This window comes from Bacteroides faecium, assembly GCF_012113595.1.
Lineage (GTDB): Bacteria > Bacteroidota > Bacteroidia > Bacteroidales > Bacteroidaceae > Bacteroides > Bacteroides faecium.
In genome coordinates, this window is the sequence record NZ_CP050831.1 from 5,633,813 (window position 1) to 5,656,318 (window position 22,506).

The 22,506-nt window shown below is 44.7% G+C and carries 18 protein-coding genes and 1 other RNA gene; 5 read left to right on the forward strand and 14 right to left on the reverse strand.

All coding sequences use genetic code 11. The annotated features are described in order from the left end of the window. Positions 1-566 precede the first annotated feature (566 nt). The 8 genes from BacF7301_RS21160 to BacF7301_RS21195 all read right to left on the reverse strand — a co-directional run bounded on the left by BacF7301_RS21160 (position 567) and on the right by BacF7301_RS21195 (position 9,145). Positions 567-1,574 (reverse strand): DUF2569 family protein, encoded by a 1,008-nt coding sequence (locus tag BacF7301_RS21160; protein ID WP_167965957.1) that lies wholly within the window; start codon positions 1,572-1,574, stop codon positions 567-569. Between the two features lie 22 nt (positions 1,575-1,596). Continuing rightward, entirely contained in the window at positions 1,597-2,799 is a 1,203-nt protein-coding gene (locus BacF7301_RS21165) for a clostripain-related cysteine peptidase (protein WP_167965959.1), read from the reverse strand. 82 nt (positions 2,800-2,881) lie between these two features. Beyond that, a complete protein-coding gene (locus BacF7301_RS21170; RefSeq protein WP_167965961.1) occupies positions 2,882-3,283 on the reverse strand; it encodes a hypothetical protein in 402 nt (133 codons plus the stop codon). A 77-nt stretch (positions 3,284-3,360) separates the two neighbouring features. Continuing rightward, positions 3,361-3,981, reverse strand: coding sequence for a murein L,D-transpeptidase catalytic domain-containing protein (locus BacF7301_RS21175; protein ID WP_167965963.1), 621 nt, complete (start codon positions 3,979-3,981; stop codon positions 3,361-3,363). Positions 3,982-4,117: 136 nt separating this feature from the next. Next, the gene (locus BacF7301_RS21180) at positions 4,118-4,978 is read right to left on the reverse strand and encodes a sigma-70 family RNA polymerase sigma factor (RefSeq protein WP_002561589.1); all 861 of its coding nucleotides are present in this window, start codon (positions 4,976-4,978) and stop codon (positions 4,118-4,120) included. 182 nt (positions 4,979-5,160) lie between these two features. Next, positions 5,161-6,696 (reverse strand): trypsin-like peptidase domain-containing protein, encoded by a 1,536-nt coding sequence (locus BacF7301_RS21185; RefSeq protein ID WP_167965965.1) that lies wholly within the window; start codon positions 6,694-6,696, stop codon positions 5,161-5,163. Positions 6,697-6,915: 219 nt separating this feature from the next. Then, positions 6,916-8,067 (reverse strand): dipeptide epimerase, encoded by a 1,152-nt coding sequence (locus tag BacF7301_RS21190; protein WP_167965967.1) that lies wholly within the window; start codon positions 8,065-8,067, stop codon positions 6,916-6,918. Positions 8,068-8,155: 88 nt separating this feature from the next. After that, positions 8,156-9,145, reverse strand: coding sequence for a C40 family peptidase (locus BacF7301_RS21195; RefSeq protein WP_167965969.1), 990 nt, complete (start codon positions 9,143-9,145; stop codon positions 8,156-8,158). A 98-nt stretch (positions 9,146-9,243) separates the two neighbouring features. On the opposite strand from BacF7301_RS21195, the gene rnpB reads away from it, so the two are divergent. The 3 genes from rnpB to BacF7301_RS21210 all read left to right on the forward strand — a co-directional run bounded on the left by rnpB (position 9,244) and on the right by BacF7301_RS21210 (position 14,305). Then, an RNA gene (rnpB, locus tag BacF7301_RS21200) (RNase P RNA component class A) lies at positions 9,244-9,606 on the forward strand. Positions 9,607-9,628: 22 nt separating this feature from the next. After that, positions 9,629-10,948, forward strand: coding sequence for a YihY/virulence factor BrkB family protein (locus BacF7301_RS21205; RefSeq protein WP_167965971.1), 1,320 nt, complete (start codon positions 9,629-9,631; stop codon positions 10,946-10,948). Positions 10,949-11,008: 60 nt separating this feature from the next. Further along, positions 11,009-14,305, forward strand: a complete 3,297-nt coding sequence (locus tag BacF7301_RS21210; RefSeq protein ID WP_167965973.1) for a S41 family peptidase — start codon at positions 11,009-11,011, stop codon at positions 14,303-14,305. Between the two features lie 210 nt (positions 14,306-14,515). On the opposite strand, the gene BacF7301_RS21215 is transcribed toward BacF7301_RS21210, so the two are convergent. The 6 genes from BacF7301_RS21215 to pstC all read right to left on the reverse strand — a co-directional run bounded on the left by BacF7301_RS21215 (position 14,516) and on the right by pstC (position 19,707). After that, positions 14,516-15,061, reverse strand: a complete 546-nt coding sequence (locus tag BacF7301_RS21215; RefSeq protein ID WP_167965975.1) for a nitroreductase family protein — start codon at positions 15,059-15,061, stop codon at positions 14,516-14,518. A gap of 1 nt (position 15,062) precedes the next feature. Further along, on the reverse strand, positions 15,063-15,665 hold the full coding sequence (locus tag BacF7301_RS21220; protein WP_167965977.1) for a riboflavin synthase: 603 nt from the start codon (positions 15,663-15,665) through the stop codon (positions 15,063-15,065). A gap of 381 nt (positions 15,666-16,046) precedes the next feature. After that, positions 16,047-16,736, reverse strand: coding sequence for a phosphate signaling complex protein PhoU (gene phoU / locus BacF7301_RS21225; RefSeq protein ID WP_167965979.1), 690 nt, complete (start codon positions 16,734-16,736; stop codon positions 16,047-16,049). A 130-nt stretch (positions 16,737-16,866) separates the two neighbouring features. Then, on the reverse strand, positions 16,867-17,625 hold the full coding sequence (gene pstB / locus BacF7301_RS21230; RefSeq protein WP_167965981.1) for a phosphate ABC transporter ATP-binding protein PstB: 759 nt from the start codon (positions 17,623-17,625) through the stop codon (positions 16,867-16,869). Positions 17,626-17,633: 8 nt separating this feature from the next. Next, entirely contained in the window at positions 17,634-18,509 is an 876-nt protein-coding gene (pstA, locus tag BacF7301_RS21235) for a phosphate ABC transporter permease PstA (protein WP_167965983.1), read from the reverse strand. 1 nt (position 18,510) lies between these two features. Continuing rightward, positions 18,511-19,707 carry a phosphate ABC transporter permease subunit PstC gene (gene pstC, locus BacF7301_RS21240; protein WP_167965985.1) on the reverse strand — a complete coding sequence of 399 codons (1,197 nt, stop codon included), beginning with the start codon at positions 19,705-19,707 and terminating at the stop codon, positions 18,511-18,513. 177 nt (positions 19,708-19,884) lie between these two features. Between pstC and BacF7301_RS21245 the strand changes: the two genes are divergently transcribed. Together BacF7301_RS21245 and BacF7301_RS21250 are read left to right on the forward strand one after the other, a co-directional pair. Next, entirely contained in the window at positions 19,885-20,697 is an 813-nt protein-coding gene (locus tag BacF7301_RS21245) for a PstS family phosphate ABC transporter substrate-binding protein (protein WP_167965987.1), read from the forward strand. 50 nt (positions 20,698-20,747) lie between these two features. After that, positions 20,748-22,490, forward strand: a complete 1,743-nt coding sequence (locus BacF7301_RS21250) for a glutamine--tRNA ligase/YqeY domain fusion protein (protein WP_167965989.1) — start codon at positions 20,748-20,750, stop codon at positions 22,488-22,490. Positions 22,491-22,506 lie beyond the last annotated feature (16 nt).

Consider the following 22,506-nt stretch of genomic DNA (forward strand, 5'->3'; position numbering starts at 1 on the left):
TCAAAAGCCAGACGAAGTATGTCTGGCTTTTGACTTTATTATAGCTTGGAGAGAAATACGCAAAAGGCCGAATGCTTACGGCTAACAGCCGTAAATAGATATATCCATATATGTGAATAAATAAGCTCACATCTGTGAGCCCTTATACATGATTAAGGGAAAACATAAGAATACCAAAGGATTGACATATAGTATATAAGGAGTTAACGTATGATACATAGGAGAAAAAAGGATAAAAACAGCTACTTGAAACCGAAACAAACATAAAATTATAGGCTATTCGAAGCAAATAAAGCACAAAAAGCAGTCGACATGGAATATGTTGACTTATCACAAAAAATACATATCATACTGATTATAAATATATTATATATTAAAAGTAAAAATTCAGAATGAGAGTAAAAGTTAGTATCAGGGAGAGATAAAGCCCTGCTCCCATAGCTGAAACCACGATAAACAAAGGGATTCAAACGATTTATGAGAGTATGAGGGTAAAACTCTACAAAACTTTTTTCGGGAAACGCTAATTCAAGTTATAAGCCAAACAGTTGCTTGTTCAAATATGCCTATTTAAAACGCACGGAAGACATAAGAGCATTCATTATATTTTCAGTCTCCTCTGTTGTGGAATACAAAGAAGCGATGCATGCCTTACCCGTTTCAGGACTGAACAATATAGAGAATTGCCAGATTAACGATGGACGAGTTTCATATTTCACAGATTGCATACGCATAATGCTTCCATTTATCACTTCTTTATGTGTATCAAGCACTGAGAAATCGTAACCATCCAATTCTGTATCACGCCATGAATCAACACACTCTTTGAAATATTCTTCACCTGTATTAGTATCATAAACCCCAATCACGGTTCCCCATATGCTATCACCCATTACAAGAGTATGATACACATTATCAAGTGTATCTGTCTTTTCACAAAGGGCATTTTCTGGTGCACAGAAAACAACAGTACCATCACTATACTCACCATATCCCAAGGATACATCCATCGGGGTAGAGACACTACCCAAATAAGCTAACAATAAAATCCCCCATAGAATTACAGGAGTTAACACTAAAGAGCCGACTATATATTTATCCCTACCTAAGATTTTCCGTTCTTCTTTGGGAAACAAATCAGAAACTTGCTCCGACAAACAGAGATAAACAAACCAAATAACCCCCAAAATCAAAGCTCGTACAATCTGTGAAAGACTTCCTAAGCCATAATCATCATAATCACCACCTAATAATTGTAAGACATTGGAAAGGAAAATCACGACTAGATAACTTTTCCCTAAGAAAACCGCGTTCGAACGCTTATGGAGAAAAGCTAGTATGGTATAAATAGCCAATCCGGCAATTCCCAAAGTGTAAGCAATATCAATTAATGCTATAAAATAGGTCAAGAAAGCTCCTGCTCCCGTATCATAAGCATCTAAGGAAAAATTAGCAATCGAAACAACAACAGTTATTGCCGCACCGAAACCTACAACAAAAAGAAAAAATGAAAGCCAGCCATGAACTTGTCTGTCTTTTTGCGGTGTCAAAGGAGTAAGATTTTGTGTGTTCATAGTAAAATATTATTCAATTCAGTTACCAACCTGTTTCATTCCATCCGGCAGCGGAGTACCATTGTAGCGATTGGCGATAAAAAGGATTCACCGCATTCTCATTGGACGCACGAAATATATAAGTAGAAAGCCCGGCAGCACCACTCATAGAAAAACTGCCAACATAACTTGAATAATTATTTGGAGTCGTTTTCCAATAAGGAACAGCAGCGTCATAAGCTGATTTCCAAGCAGCATATTCATCTGATTCACTACCTAAAGAGCGTATTAGTCCATCAAAATCATAGTAATATTTAGTCGAATACCGGCAATCATAACAAAGTATATTTGATACAGCTATTGGTTGCCTGTCTTTAATATATTTCGGAATAATTTCATAAGTACTATTAGCCAACTGCTCCAACATGGAAGTATTGACAACAGAAACCGAGACTCCTGCAGTCCAAGGGTCGCCTAAATCCCAACCACGTGGCAAATCTCCGGTATAAAGATTCTCGTCCGCATAAAATTCAAAATAAGCCTTTCCGATTCCCACCGCTGTTGTTGTGTTAGAAAGCATAGCCGGAATTACCTTTTGGTAAGGCGCGCCCGGCGCCGGTATCTCTGTCGGAGAACCTATAATATAATTTGCATACTCTTTCAACTCATAAAGAACTTCAACTGATTGCATAAAACATGCATCGAAAAGAATAAAATCCAAATGAGGAGCAACAGACAGCACCTCACGTAAATCAGAAATATTCATCCTATAATCTTTTCCGCCCGTATCTTGTCCCCACCAGCGGGTTTTAGGATTTTCATATTCAAGCCAGCCTTCTCCATGTGACCACAAAACCATTCCATAACTTTGAGCAGGATATGCTGAAAATGCCGTATTTATAACTTCTTTCATATTAGAAGCATCCACAGAATTTCGTCCTTCATATGCAGCAATCACATCTTGCACAACATTACCTTTTTTGTCCTTTTTCAGTCTGACCAATTTCGGGCTTGAACCATTATCAATATAAACCAATAAATTATAGGATTTATCATCTACACACCGCATACCTTCAGTCATCTCAGCCATATCTTCTGTCGCAAAGGAACGAAGAGAATTATCACCTGCTATATAAACCAAAACCGTACGCAACTGCTCTCCCCGTTTCTCATCTTCATCATTATTACAAGCAGATAAAAAAGCCACCAAGCATACAAACAGTGATAATATTTTAATCTTTTTCATAATATCTTCATGTTTAACGGGACAAAGATAAAAAAATAAGAGATGCAAAACTGCATCTCTTATCATATTAACAATTCAATTATTACTCTTCCGGTTTCGTAAAGCGGAACTTTTCACCATCAATCCGCGATACCGTCATTCTATTATTCCGCTTATATTTATTCAGAATCTTCGTTGCTTCCTTCTCCAGCTTCTTCCTGTTTTCGGAGAAGTAAATCATGCAAGTACTATTCTGCTGCAATTGATTATCTTCCAAGAAATTCTTCAACTGATAACTATACAATTCACGGTGAGCCAGGAAACCTTCCTTGCTAACTTTTGCACTGTCCAATACCTGAATATCCGTGAAATAAACTACCGAATCAGTAAATGAAGCAGAGATTCCAAAAGCATAAACGGGTTTGGAATGGTCTTTTTTCAAGGAAAAAGCGGAGCACATGGTAAACACAAGTGCGATGGCAAATAGTATTTTTACGTATTTCATATCATATAATTTTAATTGTGGCAAAGGTAACAAAAAAGAGGAAACAACCTCTATTTATCTTGAAGAAATAGCATTTCTTAGTCATAGACCCATAAGAGCACAGGCTTCTTTTCGGTCTTGAGCAATGCATCGACTTTCCGCATTATATTATCGGAGATTACAGGGCATCCCTGGCTGATACCTAACGGAAGATGCATCGGATAAACTTCCGTTTCGGGCATAGGGGAATAAGAATGAAGGACGATGATCCGCTTGAAAGCATTGTCATTCGTCGCTTCCAATCCGTGCAACTTGTAATGCACATTGATTCCCCACTTACTGTACGAACGTATTCCTACCTTATACTTTCCCAAAGAAGAGCAATAGCTCCCTTCCACATTACTGAAAACAGGTTTGGAAACCGTACTGTTCTTACCGTATCCATGCGCGCACAGACTGGCATATTTGATAGAATCCCCTTTCATATCCCAGACAAAGAACCGCCTTCTTCCCGAATGAATGCCAAAATCCACCAGGAAGCAGTAATTCGTATTATATCCGTTTTTCGAGCAATAAGCCTTTGCCGCCTGCGCCTTTTCCCGCAAGCGTTGTTCGGTTTTTGCAGGCACGACAGTCTTGGAGGCAGTACATCTTCCGTACGCCATCCACCCCACGCCCATGACGATAAGAATAGAGAGGATTAAAATAAACTTCTTCATTGGGTCAACACAGCATTAAGATAAAAACAACAGAACGGTTATCAAATAAAAAGTCGCATAAGTACATTCTTCGATATGAAAAGTGCGACTTATGCGACTCAAATTCTTTTTTCTTTCAGAAACTGATATTTCTTACTTATCCCAAGTAAGATTTGAGCAATTTACTACGATTACTTTGTCTAAGTCTTCTAATTGCTTTTTCTTTAATCTGGCGAACGCGCTCACGTGTGAGGCCAAACTTATCGCCGATTTCCTCTAACGTCATTTCTTGTTGTCCGATACCGAAAAACATCTGAATGATTTCTTTTTCTCTATCGGTTAACGTAGAAAGAGCTCTATCAATTTCCCTCGCAAGAGACTCATTAACCAGAGAACGGTCCGCCATAGGCGAATCATCGTTCACCAACACATCCAGCAGGCTGTTGTCTTCTCCTTCCACGAAAGGCGCATCCACCGAAATATGACGGCCGGATACCTTCAGCGTATCAGAGATTTTATCAACGGGGATTTCCAGTTCATCTGCCAACTCCTCAGGAGACGGACGCCGCTCGTTTTCCTGCTCGAACTTCGAGAAGGCTTTGCTGATTTTATTCAGCGAACCTACCTGGTTCAACGGAAGACGAACAATACGCGACTGCTCTGCCAATGCTTGCAGAATAGACTGACGAATCCACCATACAGCGTAGCTGATAAACTTGAATCCACGTGTTTCATCAAACTTTTCGGCAGCCTTAATCAGTCCTAAATTGCCTTCATTAATCAAGTCAGGCAAACTCAAACCCTGGTTCTGGTACTGTTTGGCCACAGATACGACGAAACGAAGATTGGCACGTGTCAGTTTCTCTAATGCCACACGGTCACCCTTACGAATGCGTTGAGCGAGTTCTACTTCTTCCTCGACAGTAATCAGGTCCTCACGGCCGATTTCCTGCAAATACTTGTCAAGAGAAGCGCTCTCTCTGTTAGTGATACTTTTGGTAATCTTTAGTTGTCTCATTCTTTAAAAACAGATTTGGAGTGCAAAGTTACGACAAATAATTTGTTAACATACAAAATTAAGTAACTTTTACACTAAATTTTTCTACTAATAAAACAAAAAGAGATGCCGACAAGTTGTCCGTCGGCATCCTTTTTCTATTTCATTAGCTTATCCTGAATCTTATTACCTTATTTTATACCTTATTCTTGAGTCAAGTCAACTGCGAAGTATCCGCGTTTACCGGACGGGAACACACCTGTCAGGAACAATACCTGGTTCGGTGATTTAACAGCAGCTTTCATTACTTCTTCGAGGTCGCTGACTTTGCGCATCGGCTGGTCGTTTGCTTTCAGGATGATGAATCCTTTGCGAACTCCCGCGTCTGACATCTTGCCGGAAGAAACTCCTGTCACTTGCAGACCGTAGCCCAGATTCAATTGCTTCTTCACGTCATCCGGCAACTCTTTGAAAGCAGCTCCCAGGATTTCCATACCTGCGTCTTTCACAATCTTGGTAGTACCTTGTTCGTTCTTCAACGTCACTTCGACGGTCTTTTCCTTCTTGTCACGCATCAGTTTCACTTTCACCTTATCACCCGGACGATGTTTAGCGATAGCTTCCTGCAAGTCTGCCATATTGGACACTTTCTTGTTGTCCAGACCGATAATTACGTCATCTACTTTGATGTCAGCACCGGATGCAGAACCGTTTTCAACGATTTCAGAAACCCATACGCCATCTACGACACCCAGTTCTTTGGCTTTATCCGCCAATGTCTTACCGGATTTGTCAATCGGCTGACGGTCGTCCATCAAGCTGCTACCGATAGAGCCGCCACGGATACCAAGCAATGCACGTTGTACAGTTCCATATTGTTTCAGGTCGGCAATAACTTTCGTCATAATGCTGGTCGGGATAGCGAAGCCATATCCAGCGTATGCTCCTGTCGGAGAAGAAAGCACGGAGTTGATACCCACCAATTCACCTTTGGCATTGACCAATGCACCACCACTGTTACCCTGGTTGATAGCGGCATCCGTCTGGATGAATGATTCTATACCACCACTATATACTCCCAACGAACGTGCTTTTGCACTTACGATACCGGCGGTTACAGTAGAGTTCAAATTGAACGGGTTACCTACTGCCAATACCCACTCTCCTACTTTTAATGCTTCGGAGTCTCCTACCGGAATAGTCGGAAAATCATCCCCTTCGATTTTCACCAATGCAAGGTCAGTGCTGGGGTCAGTACCAATCACACGTCCTTTGAATTCACGGTTGTCATTCAGCTTCACACTGATTTCATCAGCACCGTCAATTACGTGGTTGTTCGTTACGATATAACCATCTTTAGAGATGATAACTCCCGAACCGAAACCTACACGAGGTTGAGATTGTACCTGGCGTTGCTGTCCGCGTCCGTCACCGAAGAAGAAATCGAAGATGTCCGGCGCCTGCTGAACAGTTCTTGTTTTAGCTTCTTGGGTAGACCTTATATGTACAACAGCATGAAGAGAGTTTTCCGCAGCCTGGGTCAAATCGATAGGTTGAGCGTTCACAGCATCAAAAGCAGCCAATTTCACATTGGGATTCTGCTTGAACATCTCATTAAAAGATGTCTCTGTGGCAGCCTTGTTGGATTGCAACAATTTGTAGGTTGTCAATCCTGCAACTCCTGAGCTAAGAAGAACGATTGCTCCTACTCCCAGAATGTTCTTTGTTGTCTGTTTCATGATTTATAATTCTTTAAAATGTTAATATTCGACATTGTTTTAACTTTTACGACGTTAAAATAATAACAAATATCGTTCACTTATTCTACTTGTCACACTTTTTTGTCCTCTTTTAACAGAGAATATTTAGGGCTTAACAGCGGTTAACGACAACAACTGACAAATTTACATTCGTTGTATGTCAGTTGTCATTAACACTCTGACATTCATTCAGTAAGACTAGATTTTCATGACACCGATTCCGGGCAAATCATTCAGGGTGATTTTCCCCTTCACCACCTCTACCCCTTTAAAGCGGTCGTTAGAGATAAGCAAATTGCCGTCCAAGTCGGCAAAATCCACTAATGGCGAGAATTGGGAAGCTGCGGAAACAGCACAGGAAGTCTCCGTCATACAGCCTACCATGACACGCATACCGAGCGCGTGTGCCAATGTCACCATCTTCCACGCTTCGCGCATACCGGTGCATTTCATCAACTTGATATTGATTCCCGTGAAAGCGCCTTTCAATGCCGCCACATCTGTCAGGCGTTGCAAGGACTCGTCAGCAAATATCGGCAACGGGCTCTGTTGCGTTATCCAGGCAATATCATCCAACTGCTCTTTCGGCATAGGTTGTTCTATCATCACAATTCCTTTTTCTTTCAGCCAGTGAATCATATCGAGTGCATATTGGCGGTCTTTCCAGCCCTGATTGGCATCTACGGCTATCGGAAGATCTGTCACTGAACGGATGGTTTCAATCATCTCCTTATCATTGTCCCGCCCCAGCTTTACCTTTAATATATTAAAGCGGTCTGCGCACTCTCTGGTCTTCTCACGCACCACGTCGGGGGTATCAATACCTATCGTAAAGGTGGTAGACGGTGTCTTTTCCTTATTCAGCCCCCATATCTTATACCAGGGAGCACCCAACAGCTTCCCCACCAAATCATGGAGAGCAATATCCACCGCTGCTTTGGCGGCTGTATCTTTCGGCGACAGACTGTCAACGTATGACAAGATGTCCTCTAACTGAAAAGGGTCATTAAACTGCTCCAAATCCACTCTCTTCAGGAAATTCATTACGGACTCTACCGTTTCTCCCAAATAAGGTGGCATAGAAGCCTCTCCGTATCCGGTTATTCCTTCATATTCTATTTCCACCTGCACATCGGGAGTCGTAGTACGCGAATAAGTCGCTACCGTAAATACATGTCTCAACTTCAACTCATAAGGGAAAAACTTCATTTTCATCTTTCCGCCCAAGCCGAGCTTATTGATATGAATCGTAGATGGTGACAGTTCTCCGGCTAATGTCTGACGAACCACTAAACCCGAACCTAATGCAGCCAATGCCGCCGTTTTCAAGAAGTCTCTTCTGTTTTGCATAAAATAAATAAATTAAGAATGAATGAAAAATAATGAATGAAGAATTTTCAATGCGGTATAGGGCTGCAAATTCTCCATTCATCATACATTATTCTTTATTACAGTAATAGGGATTGTGTTCCGTCGTATTCATGCCCTTCTCCTTATTTATAGATGGCAGGAAACGAACAGCAAAAAGCAGGCGTCCCGTGTTGAATTCATCATAGTTCTTGTCCGCAGGTTCAAAACTGCTGATATGCACATCTCCCAAAGCATGGATAAACTGCTTATCTCCGAGATAGATACCCACATGGGAAATTCCTTCCTTTCGTCCGGCAGTGGCTTTCCGACCGAAAAACACCAAATCTCCGCGTTGCACATTGGAGAAATCAGGCGCAATCTCGATACGTTCCCCCACATATGCCTGTTGCGACGCGTCTCTCGGAATAATAATATCGTGCATGAACAGCACCGTCCGTACCAAACCACTGCAATCTACTCCTTTCGAAGAAGTTCCCGCCCAAAGATAAGGAACTCCCATCAAGGTATAAGCCGTTTCGATAATACTTTCAACGTCCTGTTTCAGTGACGCTCTCCATTTGGTTTCAGGTTGCGAGATAGATTTGGGGATATAAGCTTGCCGACCGTCCGGATAAGACACTTTATAGAAATGTCCTTTATTTCCTTCCCATTTCAGACGATTGCCTGCCACTACATCAGATACGGGTTGTGATTTTTCATCCGGCTTCTCGTAGGTGAATCCGTAATGCGAGGTGACTACTATCTTTTCCGCACGATTCCATTCATTATATTGTTCTTTAGACATGGGGGTGATTACCATCCGGTGTACCCATCCGGTATAGTCGTCCGGTGTCTGAATCTCATACCAGCCCGTATATTGAAGCACTTTGACGGGCATTCCCAATAATGCTTGCGTACTCATGCCGGAGGTAAACTTACCTTCTTCGCGCATATTACAAACAGAAATATGTACTACCCCATAGGCCGAATCAGCAGGCATGGGGCGTATCTCCTGTGCTTTCAGACTTGTGGCAAGAATCGCCGGCAAGCAGCAGAAAAAGAGGATATTTTTCTTCATCGAATCACATTTTATGGATAGCAAAGGTAGAAATTATTTCTATTTGTGACACTTTCTTTCGCTAAAACAAAATAAATGACGTACTTTTGCAGTCTAAAGCAGTTGGCCGGTCTGTCGCGTGCACGTTTCGTGCAGGAGGAAAGTCCGGGCAACACAGAGCATCCTACTTCCTAACAGAAAGCTGTCCGCGAGGGTAGAGTAACGTAGAAGAAAATAACCGCCGCTCCTTTCGGGGAGAGGTAAGGGTGAGAAGGTGGAGTAAGAGCCCACCAGCCGCATGGTGACATGTCGGGCTGTACGTCTTAGGAGTTGTAAGGTCATGTAAACCGGCGTTATGAGAGTTGCTCGCTCCATGTCGGAGGGTAGACCGCTAAAGTGTCGTGGTGACACGCCACTCAGATAAATGACAGGCACCTTATTTATATAAGGTACAGAACTCGGCTTATAGGCTGACTGCTTTTTCTTTTTTTTAAACTATGAGCCATGAAGAAGAAAATCACTGATATATGGAAATTCCTTACGTATGACATCTGGCGCATTACGGAAGGAGAAGTGACAAGAACGAAGTTCTCGCTCTACAATATCATTAAAACCATTTATCTCTGTATCAACCGGTTTACGAAAGACCGGATGGCAAATAAAGCATCGGCCCTGACATATAGCACCTTGCTTGCCATTGTCCCGATACTGGCTATCCTGTTCGCCATTGCACGCGGATTCGGATTTGACAATCTGATGGAACATCAGTTCCGCAATGGTTTCGGCGGGAATATAGAAACCACGGAAGCGATTCTCTCTTTCGTTGATTCCTACCTCTCACAAACTAAAGGCGGCCTTTTCATCGGTGTAGGTTTGGTGATGTTACTATGGACGGTCATCAACCTGGTCAGCAATATAGAAATCACATTCAATCGTATTTGGGAAGTAAAGAAAGCACGTTCCATGTATCGCAAGATTACGGATTATTTCTCCATGTTCCTGTTAATGCCGATTCTGATTGTTGTCTCCGGCGGTCTTTCCATTTTTGTAAGTACCATGCTCAAACAAATGGACGATTTCGTACTGTTGGCTCCTATCATGAAATTCCTGATACGGCTCATACCTTTTGTGCTGACCTGGATGATGTTCACGGGACTCTATATCTTTATGCCCAATACCAAAGTGAAATTCAAGCATGCATTCATTGCAGGTGTCCTGGCAGGAACCGCTTATCAGGTATTCCAGTACTTATATATCAGCAGTCAGGTAGGGGTATCGAAATACAATGCCATTTACGGTAGCTTTGCTGCCTTGCCTTTATTCCTGCTTTGGCTGCAAATATCCTGGACTATCTGCCTGTTCGGAGCAGAACTGACATACGCCGGACAGAATATCCAAAGCTTCAGCTTCGACCAGGACACCCGGAATATCAGCCGACGTTACCGGGACTTTATTTCTATTCTGATTATGTCCCTCATCGCCAAACGATTTGAAAAGAACGAGCCGCCATATACCGCCTCGGAAATATCGGAAGAACATAAAATCCCGATCCGGCTCACCAATCAGGTACTTTATCAATTGCAGGAGATAGATTTGATACATGAAGTCGTGACCGACACAAAAAGCGAGGAAATAGGCTACCAGCCGTCAATGGATATTAACCAACTGAACGTAGCCATCCTGCTCGACCGGCTGGACACCTACGGTTCGGAAAACTTCAAGATTGATAAAGACGAAGAATTCAGTGACGAATGGAAAGTGCTGACCGAATCCAGAGAGGAATACTATAAAAAGGCAAGCAAGGTATTACTGAAAGATTTGTAAGAATAAGGAAGCACAGCCTTAAATCGCGAAAATGAACTTAAACACAATTATATTAGAAAAATGAAAAAGCTACTACTCAGCGCTTTTGCCCTATGCTTCGCAGGAGCAATCGCAGCACAAGACTCCCCGCTATGGATGCGTCATTGTGCTCTCTCTCCAGATGGTACAACCATTGCCTTTACCTACAAAGGAGACATCTACACCGTACCTACAACCGGCGGACGTGCCACACAAATCACGACTAATCCGGCTTTCGACACAGAACCGGTATGGAGCCCCGATGGAAAACAGATTGCCTTTGCGTCCGACCGCATGGGAAGTCTCGATGTTTTCACCGTATCCAAAGACGGTGGAGTTCCCCAACGCCTGACCACGCACTCCGGCAGTGAAAAGCCCATCGCTTACAAAGACAACAAGCATATCTTATTTACAACAAATATAGCTCCCTCTACCGAAGACGCAGGATTTCCTTCCGGTCAATTCCAACAGGTATATGAAATAGCCGTGACAGGCGGACGTCCCGTCATGTTTTCATCCATGCCGATGGAATGTATCTCCATCAACAAAGACGGAATGATACTCTATCAGGATAAAAAAGGATACGAAGACTACTGGCGCAAGCATCAGGTATCCCCTATCGCCCGCGACATCTGGAGCTATACCCCCGGAAAGACACCTGTTTACCAGAAGCAAACGACCTTCGGTGGTGAAGACCGCGAACCGGTATGGGCTCCCGACGGACAGTCATTCTATTATCTGAGTGAGGAAAAAGGCTCTTTCAACGTATTCCAACGTACTCCTGGAGCCACTACCGCCAAGCAAATCACTTTCCACACCAAGCATCCCGTCCGCTTTCTAAGCATAGCCACCGACGGCAAACTCTGTTACGGCTATAACGGTGAAATCTACACGCTTGTCCCGGGTGGAAAGCCACAGAAACTAAACGTTACCATCCTGTCGGACAAGAATGACAAAGACATTATCCGCCAAATCAGGTCGAACGGCGCAACTGACATCGCCGTATCTCCCAAAGGAAAAGAGGTCGCGTTTATCATGCGCGGCGACGTCTATGTCACTTCCATTGATTATAAAACAACGAAGCAAATAACGAGCACTCCCGACCAGGAACGCAACCTGAGCTTCTCTCCCGACGGACGGACGTTAGTTTACTCTTCGGAACGCAACGGGCTTTGGCAACTCTATACTTCGACTATCGTACGCAAGGACGAAAAACAATTCACCTACGCCACTGAACTGAAGGAAGAACGTCTGACAAAATCCAATGTCGCTTCCTTCGAACCGCAGTTCAGTCCCGACGGCAAAGAAATAGCCTTCCTCGAAAACCGCACCGCTATCCGTGTCATTAACTTGAAAAGCAAAGCTGTGCGCACCGTGATGGATGCCAAATACCAGTATTCCTATGCGGACGGCGACCAGTGGTATCAATGGAGCCCCGACAGCAAATGGATTCTTTCGGACTTCATCGGCATAGGCGGCTGGAACAATAAAGACGTCGTATTACTGAAAGCGGACGGAAAGGGTGAAATGGTCAACTTGACCGAAAGCGGATACAGCGACAGCAATGCCAAATGGGTGCTCGGCGGAAAAGCAATGATTTGGAACAGCGACCGTGCCGGATACCGCAGCCATGGTAGCTGGGGAAGCGAAGGCGACGCCTATATCATGTTCTTTGACGTAGATGCCTACAACCGCTTCATGATGAACAAGGAAGACCTCGCTTTACTTGAAGAAGCTGAAAAAGCAGAGAAAGCGGAAAAAGACAAAAAGGAAAAGGCTGAGAAAGAAAAGGCCGACAAGAAGAAAGATAAGAAAGGAACCAAGACGGAAGACAAGAAAGAAGACCCGGACAAGAAGAAAAAAGAAGAAGAGGTAAAACCGCTTACTTTCGACCTCGAAAACCGCTTCGACCGCATTGTCCGCCTGACCGTTAATTCTTCCCGGCTCGGTGATGCCGTGCTTACTCCGAAAGGAGACGCGCTCTATTATCTTGCAGCATTTGAGGGTGGCTATGATTTATGGGAACACAAACTGAAAGAGAACACCACCAAAATATTGTTGAAAGGAGTTGGCGGTGGCGCATTAATCCCCGACAAAGAAGGAAAGAACATCTTTATGTGCACAGGCGGACAACTGAAGAAAATAGAAATCGCCGGCAGCAAAATCACCCCGATTAGCTTTGAGGCTTTCTTCGACTACCGTCCTTACGAAGAACGCGCGTACATCTTTGACCACGTCTACCAGCAAGTTAACGACAAATTCTATGTTGCCAACCTTCAAGGTACCGACTGGAAAGGATACAGAGAAGCATACCAACGCTTCCTGCCTCATATCAACAACAACTATGACTTCGCCGAAATGTTGAGCGAAATGCTCGGAGAATTGAACGCTTCACATACCGGAGCCCGCTATGGTGGCGGTGGCAGTGCGCTGCCTACCGCTTCACTAGGCGTATTTTATGACGAATCATACGATGGTGCAGGGCTGAAAATCAAAGAGATTCTGGCTCAGAGTCCTTTTACTCAGAAAAAGACAGATGTAAAAGCAGGATGCATCATCGAAAAAGTAGACGGACAAACCATTGAAGCCAATGCGGATTATTTCCCGTTATTTGAAGGCAAAGTAGGACGCAAAGTTATACTTACCGTATATGACCCTGCTACCAAGAAACGTTTTGAAGAGACAGTGAAAGCCATCAGTTACGGCACTCAGAGCGAATTGCTTTACAAGCGTTGGGTGAAACGTTGCGCGCAAAAGGTGGAAGAGCTTTCCGGCGGACGCATCGCCTATGTACATATTAAAGGTATGGATAGTCCGAGCTTCCGTAAGATGTATTCCGAACTGTTGGGACGTTATCGCAATAAAGAAGCGGTTATCGTAGATACCCGTCATAATGGTGGCGGATGGCTACACGACGATGTCGTAACCCTGCTTAGTGGAAAAGAATACCAGCGTTTCGTTCCACGCGGACAATACATCGGCAGCGACCCGTTCAACAAATGGTTGAAGCCTTCATGCATGCTGGCTTGCGAAGACAATTACAGCAACGCCCACGGCACACCGTATGTATATAAGACATTAGGTATCGGCAAGCTGATAGGTACTCCCGTTGCCGGAACGATGACAGCCGTATGGTGGGAACGTCAGATAGATCCGTCTATCGTATTCGGTATTCCGCAAGTAGGCTGCATGGATATGCAGGGAAAATATCTGGAAAACCAGACTTTGCAACCCGACATTCTTGTCTACAACGAACCCGGAGCGAGCCTGAAAGGTGAAGATGCCCAACTGAAAGCAGCAGTAGACCATCTGCTGAAAGAACTGTCAAAAAAGAAGTAAACATATTATTATAAAAGCCCCGCTCATGGGGCTTTTATAATAATCTATCTATCAACGACTTAATATACTCATTTTTGGTTTAAATGAAACAGGTCGTTCCTTTAAAAGAAAGGCATCGTTGGTTTTAAAGGAACGGCTCTTTCCTTTTAAACCAACGATGCCTTCTATTATATCCCTATTCTGTAAGTTGGAAATATTTACTTCCCGGAATCAATAACGATTATAAGAAACCACTTTCTCTTTCGGCTTCCTCATCTTCTTGCGCTTCTCCTTCACCGGATAGCCTATCGTAATATCCAGCAATACACGTTTGGAAGCAGGAATCCCCGCCAGCCGCTTCATTTCTTTTTCGTCAAACCAGCCTAGCATACACGATCCCAAGCCTTCACTTTCAGCAGCCAACGTGATATGGGCAGCGGCAATTCCAACATCAATCAACGGAAAATGCTTATCCTTCACTTTCCCACCCAGCAAAGAAGTGATATTAGCCGATTCTTCCACAACCAGAATATGCACGGGAGCATCCTTGGCAAACTTGTTCATTCCCAGTCCTGCCGCCGCTTTGCCAATCTTCAAAGCCAGTTCAGGGTCGGTTATTACCACAAACTTCCACGGCTGCGCATTACAGGCAGAAGGAGCCATACGCCCCGCCTCTAAAATCCGTTCCAGTTTGTCAGCTTCCACAGGACGTTCCTTATCATACGCCCGGTCACTCTGACGTGAAAGCACCAATTGCAGGAAATCGCTATATTCCATCTTACTTATATTGAATCATCCTGCTGATATACTTACCTATAATATCAAACTCGATATTCACCACACTGCCAATCTCAAAAGTATGGAAGTTGGTATGCTCATAAGTATAAGGAATGATAGCCACCTGGAAAGTATCATCCGTAGGATTACAAACCGTCAGGCTGACACCGTTCACCGTCACCGAACCTTTATCCACAGTGATATATCCGCGTTTCGCCATCTCCTTGTCGCACGCATATTGGAAAGTGAAGTACCAGCTTCCTTCCGCATCCTTGATATCAATGCAGGTCGCTGTCTGATCTACATGTCCCTGCACGATATGACCGTCCAGGCGACCGTTCATCATCATGCTACGCTCTACGTTCACCTTATCTCCCACCTTCAGCAGCCCCAGGTTGGAACGCTCCAGCGTCTCCTTCATGGCAGTCACCGTATACGTTTCATCCGTCATGCTCACTACTGTCAGACATACGCCGTTATGAGAAATACTCTGATCGATTTTCAACTCATTCACAAACGAACACTTAAATGTAAAGTGTATATTCTCCTGGTCTTTCACCAGTGCTACCAAGGTAGCATATTCTTCTACGATTCCGGAAAACATAATGTTATTTACGATTTTACGATTTACAATTTACGATTAAAAAACTCTCTTTTATATAGGGCTCAAAGATACAAATAAGCTGGCAGGAAAGAAAATATGAGCAAAAAAAAATGGGGCTTTTCACAAAGCTCCATTTTTCAGTTTTCAATAGGTATTAGTTTTTTTTTAAGGTAAAAAGATTGTTTTCAGGATAACGGTGCAAATATAGGTGCTTTTACCGATATTATCCAAATTATAAAACATGTCATATAACATCTTTTTGAAATTTCTTTGGATTTATTATCATTTGAGCAAGAACACCCGTAACCTGTCCGTTACAGGAGACAAATATAAGACAAATTTCTAAGGAGCACTAATTTCTGTTTAAAAATATGCAAATATTTATTTCTCGGGATAGTGTTCCTCTGTTTTTCCACGATGCTTCAAGACCTTTGCATCAACGAAAAAGACGATCTCTTCGGCTATATTCGTGATGTGGTCGCCTGAGCGTTCCAACTTACGGAATACACTGACCAGGTCGACGCAGGTAAGCGCAGTCTCCGGATGCTCAATGATATAGTTCGCCAGGATTCCGGTGGCTTCCGCATTGATTTCGTCCAAGAGATTATCTTTAGCAAATACACCCGCTGCCAGTTCGATGCTCTCCTCATTCAAGGCACGCTTCGCCAGTTCGAGCATCGACAATACCTCTGCCTGCATTTCCGCCAAACGAAGGCGGTTCATCAGCTCCGCGTCGAGCACCGGCTCCTTACAGCGAATCACAAAACGAGCGATTCCCTCTGCAAAGTCACCCAAACGCTCCAGATTCGTGTTAATCTTCAGCATCGCCAACACAAAACGAAGGTCGATTGCCACCGGATTATATAAGGCAATAATATCTTCCACGTCACTGTCTATCTTCAACTCGAAAGCATTCACCCTGCGTTCACGAACCATCACCTGTTGAGCCAGTTCCTTGTCAAGCGTCAGCACAGCCTCTCCGGCACGGTCAAGCTGATTGTACACCAATGTCCACATTTCATCCACTTCCTTCTTCAACAGGATGAGTTCCGATTCTATAAACTTTACCATAGTCTATTTTATATAAATGATTAATATTCTGTTTACTACATTTTCAGGCACGGATTACACGGATTACACGGTTCTTAGAATTATGATTGCATAAAGCAACAGCGTAATCCGTGAAATCCGTGCCTATATATTATCCAAAGCGTCCCGTAATGTAATTCTGAGTAGCCTCTTTCTCCGGGTTGGTGAATATCTTTTTCGTTTGGTCGAACTCCACCATTTCACCCAGATAAAAGAAAGCCGTCTTGTCGCTGACACGAGCTGCCTGCTGCATATTGTGCGTGACGATGACAATCGTATAGTCCTTTTTCAGTTCATGAATCAGTTCCTCTACCTTTGCCGTAGAAATCGGGTCGAGCGCAGACGCAGGCTCGTCCATCAACAATACCGAAGGAGATACCGCCATCGCACGGGCAATGCAAAGACGCTGCTGCTGCCCGCCGGAGAGTGCATAAGCCGATTCCTTCAACTTATCCTTCACTTCATCCCACAAAGCCGCACCTTTCAATGTTTCTTCCACACGCTGGCGGATGAAAGCATTATCTTTTACCCCATTCACCCGAAGTCCGTAGGCCACATTCTCGAAAATGCTTTTCGGGAAAGGGTTAGGACGCTGGAACACCATTCCCACATTCTTGCGCAACTCATCCACTTCCACGCCCTTCGCATAGATATTCTGTCCGTCGATACGGATTTCCCCTTCCATGCGGATATCGGGAATCAAATCGTTCATGCGGTTGAAAAGCCGGAGAAAGGTAGACTTTCCGCAACCGGAAGGACCGATAAAAGCAACGACCGACTTCTCTTCAATCTGCATACTGATGCCCTTCAACGCATGGAAATTACCATACCAGAAGTTCACATCACGCGTATCTATTTTCACTGTATCCATATACTAATTTAGTTCGTTTTTACTCTTCTCTCAAAATATTTTCTCAATGCATTTGCCAGCAGATTCACCAGCAGGATAATCACAATCAGCACCAATGCCGTACCGTAAGCCAACGGCAACTGCGCTTCCATATCCGTCCCACTCGTAGAAATCACATACAAGTGGTAAGGCAACGCCATACACTGATCCAGGATACTGGTCGGCAACTGCGGCAGGAAGTATGCGGCACAAGTAAACAGAATCGGAGCCGTCTCACCCGAGACACGTCCCAATGCCAGAATCAGCCCTGTGATAATATTCGGCATTCCCATCGGCAGAATCACGTGCCAGATAGTCTGCAACTTCGTCGCTCCCAACGCGCGGCTGCCTTCACGCATACTGTCGGGAATAGCTTTCAACGCTTCTTCCGTGGTCCGGATGACCAAAGGTACGCAAAGCAAACCTAATGTCAAAGAACCGGCAAGGATACTATCTCCCAAACCCATATAATTGACAAACAACGCCATACCGAACAAACCGAACACGATAGAAGGGATACCGCTCAGATTGTTGGTCATCACCCGTATAAAGCGTACCAACTTCCCCTTCGGCGCATATTCATTCATATAAATCCCACTCATCACCCCTATCGGGAAAGCAAACAGCGCACTGCCCGTCATCAGATAGAAAGTTCCGACGATAGCCGGCCAGATGCCGCCCCCTGTCATCCCGTCCGTAGGAGACGATGTGAGAAACTCCCAACTGATAGCGCCGCTCCCCTTATAAATGATGAAGCCCAGAATCGCGAACAATATCAGCACGATACAAAGACTCAACAGTCGGAATATTCCGAAAGCAATCTTCTGCGAACGGTGCTTAGCCTTATTATTACTTCTTATTTCCATGTTATTTGCTACGTTTTAATCCTTTAGAGGAAATATACTCCACGCTAAAGTTGATAATCAATGTAATGAAGAACAGAACGACACCCAGCAGGAACAAAGCCTGATAATGAGGACCACCCGCCGGTGCTTCTCCCAACTCCGCCGCGATAGTAGCCGGAATGGTGCGCAACGGTTCGAGAATCGTTGTCGGAATCACAGCCGCGTTACCCGTCACCATCAATACCGCCATCGTCTCACCGATAGCACGTCCGATGCCGAGCACCACGCCCGAAGTAATGCCCGATATGGAATACGGAATCACCACCTTATAAATCGTCTGCCATTGCGTAGCTCCCAGCGCCAGGCTCGCTTCCCGCATGGAACGAGGGCAGTTTCTCATCGCATCTTCCGTCACCGTTATAATGGTAGGCAGCGCCATAATGGCCAGCACGATACTACCCGCCAGCCCGCTCTCCCCTACCGAAAGATTAAAAACATTCTGAATCATCGGCACAATGACAATCAGCCCGAAAAAGCCATAGACTACGGAAGGAATACCGCTCAACAATTCGATAATAGGTTTCAGCCAGTTCCGCACTTTCGGGTTTGCCACTTCGGACATATAGATAGAAACCGACAGCCCGAACGGCAAAGCAAAAAGAATGGCGAACAAACTCACCCATAACGTACCGGTAATCAAGGGCAGAAAGCCGAATTGCGCCGCCGGAGTAGCCGTCGGAAACCATTCTGCACCCGCAAACACATCTTTCACGGAAATCGTATTGTCCTCTATGAAATGCACCGCATCCGGATGGACAATGAATTTCTGCGGTACGAACGCCACGATACCGGGCGTTTTCTCTACCAGTTCCGTGATTTTATCCCCTGCATACTCATAAGCAGCACCGAGTTCTTCTTCCGTATAATACTGCGTAATATCCTCCAAACGGAATACCCGGATAGGAAGATCATCCCCACCGAGTTCTTTCCAGTTCGTTATCTCCTCGTCGAAAACATCCTTTATCTGTTCAGGGCTCAATACGCTTACCTTATTTGTTTTATTCAACGCCAACACATACCCTTCCTCGATTACCTTGCTCTTGAATAATCCGAAAGCCTCTGTAAACAGGAAAAGTACAATCAGCAAAATAGTAATACTCGTTACGAAGCCGCTACAAGTCAAAACTCCTTCTATAATCCTTTCTAAAACCTTTTTCATACCTCTTGATTTCTGATGCAAAGAAAGCATCTCCTTATTAAGGGGGTGTGACTAACGTTTGAAGGAAATGTTTCAATCCTGTTACATTTGTATTACAAGTAATATTTCCCCGCCACATGAAACAGAAATGTAATATCCGATTGCTTTATTTGCACCAGTAATAAACAAAGAATCATTATGAAAATAAGAAGAAACTTATTGATAGCCCTTTCGCTGTTCGCGCTCAGTGCCAGTGCGCAACGTATCAAAGGCAGTGACACGGTACTGCCTGTCGCCCAGCAGACAGCAGAACGGTTTATGAACCAACAGCCCGATGCCCGTGTCACGGTCACCGGTGGCGGAACCGGTGTCGGCATCTCCGCCCTGATGGATAACACTACGGATATCGCAATGGCTTCACGCCCGATAAAATTCAGCGAAAAAATGAAAATCAAAGCGGCAGGAGAAGAAGTGGACGAAGTGATTGTAGCCTACGACGCCCTCGCCGTAGTGGTACACCCTTCCAACCCGGTGAAGCAACTCACCCGCCAGCAACTGGAAGACATCTTCCGCGGAAAGATAACCAACTGGAAGCAAGTGGGCGGAGACGACCGCAAGATAGTGGTTTACTCCCGCGAAACCTCTTCCGGTACTTATGAATTTTTCAAAGAGAGTGTCCTGAAAAACAAGAACTACATGGCGAGCAGCCTTTCCATGCCGGCAACGGGTGCCATTATCCAATCTGTCAGCCAGACCAAAGGAGCCATCGGTTACGTCGGGTTGGCATACGTATCTCCCCGCGTCAAGACGCTCTCCGTATCCTATGACGGCAGCCACTACGCCACGCCCACAGTAGAGAACGCCACCAACAAGACCTACCCCATCGTGCGCCCGCTTTACTACTATTACAATGTAAAAAACAAAGAACAAGTCGATCCCCTGATTCAATACATTCTTTCACCCGACGGGCAGGACATTATAAAAAAGAGCGGTTATATTCCGGTTAAATAAAAAAAATGTCCTACTTTTGTAGCCTGAATCATGTATTAACATAAATCGTTATGACAGATATTAAAAACGAAGAAGTAGCAGGTGAAAAGAAAAGCCTGAACTTTATAGAGCAGGCAGTAGAAAAAGACTTGAAAGAAGGTAAAAACGGTGGAAAAGTGCAGACACGTTTCCCGCCCGAACCTAACGGATACCTTCACATCGGCCATGCCAAAGCTATTTGCCTTGACTTCGGCATCGCAGAAAAACATGGCGGTGTATGCAACCTTCGTTTCGACGACACAAACCCTACCAAGGAAGATGTGGAATATGTAGAAGCCATCAAAGAGGATATCCAGTGGTTAGGCTACCATTGGGGCAATGAATACTACGCTTCCGATTATTTCCAGCAATTATGGGACTTCGCTATCCGCCTGATAGAGGAAGGAAAAGCATATATCGACGAACAGAGTTCCGAACTGATTGCGCAGCAAAAAGGCACTCCTACCCAGGCAGGTGTGGAAAGCCCTTACCGCAACCGCCCTATCGAAGAGAGCCTTGAGCTTTTCAAGAAGATGAACAGCGGTGAGATTGAAGAAGGCGCTATGGTGCTCCGTGCCAAGATTGACATGGCAAACCCGAACATGCACTTCCGCGACCCGATTATCTATCGTGTAGTGAAGCATCCTCACCACCGTACGGGCACCACGTGGAAAGCCTATCCGATGTATGACTTCGCCCACGGACAGAGTGACTTCTTCGAAGGAGTGACCCATTCACTGTGTACCCTCGAATTTGTGGTACACCGTCCGTTGTACGACCTCTTCATCGACTGGCTGAAAGAAGGTAAAGATCTGAACGACAACCGTCCCCGCCAGACTGAGTTCAACAAACTGAACCTGAGCTATACGCTGATGAGTAAACGTAACTTGCTGACTCTGGTAAAAGAAGGCCTGGTGAACGGATGGGACGACCCCCGTATGCCGACAATCTGCGGTTTCCGCCGTCGCGGTTATTCGCCGGAAGCCATCCATAAGTTCATCGACAAAATCGGTTATACTACCTATGACGCGCTGAATGACATTGCCCTGCTTGAAAGCTCTCTCCGTGACGACCTGAACAGCCGCGCTATCCGCGTATCGGCCGTCGTTAATCCTGTGAAGCTCATCATCACGAACTACCCCGAAGGACAGGTAGAAGAACTGGAAGCCATCAACAATCCGGAAGATCCGGAAGCAGGAAGCCACCTTATCGAGTTCAGCCGCGAATTGTGGATGGAACGTGAGGACTTCATGGAAGATGCTCCGAAGAAATTCTTCCGTATGACACCGGGACAGGAAGTACGTCTGAAAAATGCCTATATCGTGAAATGCACAGGCTGCAAGAAAGACGAGAACGGCGTGATTACAGAAGTATATTGCGAATACGACCCCAATACCCGCAGCGGTATGCCGGATGCCAACCGCAAAGTGAAAGGTACATTGCACTGGGTAAGCTGCGACCATTGTTTGCAAGCAGAAGTACGACTGTACGACCGCCTGTGGAAAGTAGAGAACCCGCGCGACGAAATGGCCGCTATCCGCGAAGCCAAGAATTGCGAAGCCCTCGAAGCCATGAAGGAAATTATAAACCCCGATTCACTGAAAGTATTGCCCGACTGCTACATAGAGAAGTTCGCAGCAACCTTGCCGCCACTCTCCTACTTGCAGTTCCAACGAATCGGTTATTTTAATATAGATAAAGACTCTACCCCTGAAAAAATGGTCTTCAACCGCACAGTAGGCTTGAAAGATACGTGGGGCAAGATTAATAAATAAACAGGCCAACCGGCTT

What these genes read in the sequence shown, in the direction of transcription:
- BacF7301_RS21205 (WP_167965971.1), top strand. Translation starts at nt 9,629, where the DNA reads ATGAAGAAGAAAATCACTGATATATGGAAATTCCTTACGTATGACATC.
- BacF7301_RS21250 (WP_167965989.1), top strand. Translation starts at nt 20,748, where the DNA reads ATGACAGATATTAAAAACGAAGAAGTAGCAGGTGAAAAGAAAAGCCTG.
- BacF7301_RS21185 (WP_167965965.1), bottom strand. Translation starts at nt 6,696, where the DNA reads ATGAAACAGACAACAAAGAACATTCTGGGAGTAGGAGCAATCGTTCTT.
- phoU (WP_167965979.1), bottom strand. Translation starts at nt 16,736, where the DNA reads ATGGTAAAGTTTATAGAATCGGAACTCATCCTGTTGAAGAAGGAAGTG.
- pstA (WP_167965983.1), bottom strand. Translation starts at nt 18,509, where the DNA reads ATGGAAATAAGAAGTAATAATAAGGCTAAGCACCGTTCGCAGAAGATT.
- BacF7301_RS21210 (WP_167965973.1), top strand. Translation starts at nt 11,009, where the DNA reads ATGAAAAAGCTACTACTCAGCGCTTTTGCCCTATGCTTCGCAGGAGCA.
- BacF7301_RS21195 (WP_167965969.1), bottom strand. Translation starts at nt 9,145, where the DNA reads ATGAAGAAAAATATCCTCTTTTTCTGCTGCTTGCCGGCGATTCTTGCC.
- BacF7301_RS21175 (WP_167965963.1), bottom strand. Translation starts at nt 3,981, where the DNA reads ATGAAGAAGTTTATTTTAATCCTCTCTATTCTTATCGTCATGGGCGTG.
- BacF7301_RS21180 (WP_002561589.1), bottom strand. Translation starts at nt 4,978, where the DNA reads ATGAGACAACTAAAGATTACCAAAAGTATCACTAACAGAGAGAGCGCT.
- pstB (WP_167965981.1), bottom strand. Translation starts at nt 17,625, where the DNA reads ATGGATACAGTGAAAATAGATACGCGTGATGTGAACTTCTGGTATGGT.
- pstC (WP_167965985.1), bottom strand. Translation starts at nt 19,707, where the DNA reads ATGAAAAAGGTTTTAGAAAGGATTATAGAAGGAGTTTTGACTTGTAGC.
- BacF7301_RS21190 (WP_167965967.1), bottom strand. Translation starts at nt 8,067, where the DNA reads ATGCAAAACAGAAGAGACTTCTTGAAAACGGCGGCATTGGCTGCATTA.
- BacF7301_RS21220 (WP_167965977.1), bottom strand. Translation starts at nt 15,665, where the DNA reads ATGTTTTCCGGAATCGTAGAAGAATATGCTACCTTGGTAGCACTGGTG.
- BacF7301_RS21160 (WP_167965957.1), bottom strand. Translation starts at nt 1,574, where the DNA reads ATGAACACACAAAATCTTACTCCTTTGACACCGCAAAAAGACAGACAA.
- BacF7301_RS21215 (WP_167965975.1), bottom strand. Translation starts at nt 15,061, where the DNA reads ATGGAATATAGCGATTTCCTGCAATTGGTGCTTTCACGTCAGAGTGAC.
- BacF7301_RS21245 (WP_167965987.1), top strand. Translation starts at nt 19,885, where the DNA reads ATGAAAATAAGAAGAAACTTATTGATAGCCCTTTCGCTGTTCGCGCTC.
- BacF7301_RS21170 (WP_167965961.1), bottom strand. Translation starts at nt 3,283, where the DNA reads ATGAAATACGTAAAAATACTATTTGCCATCGCACTTGTGTTTACCATG.
- BacF7301_RS21165 (WP_167965959.1), bottom strand. Translation starts at nt 2,799, where the DNA reads ATGAAAAAGATTAAAATATTATCACTGTTTGTATGCTTGGTGGCTTTT.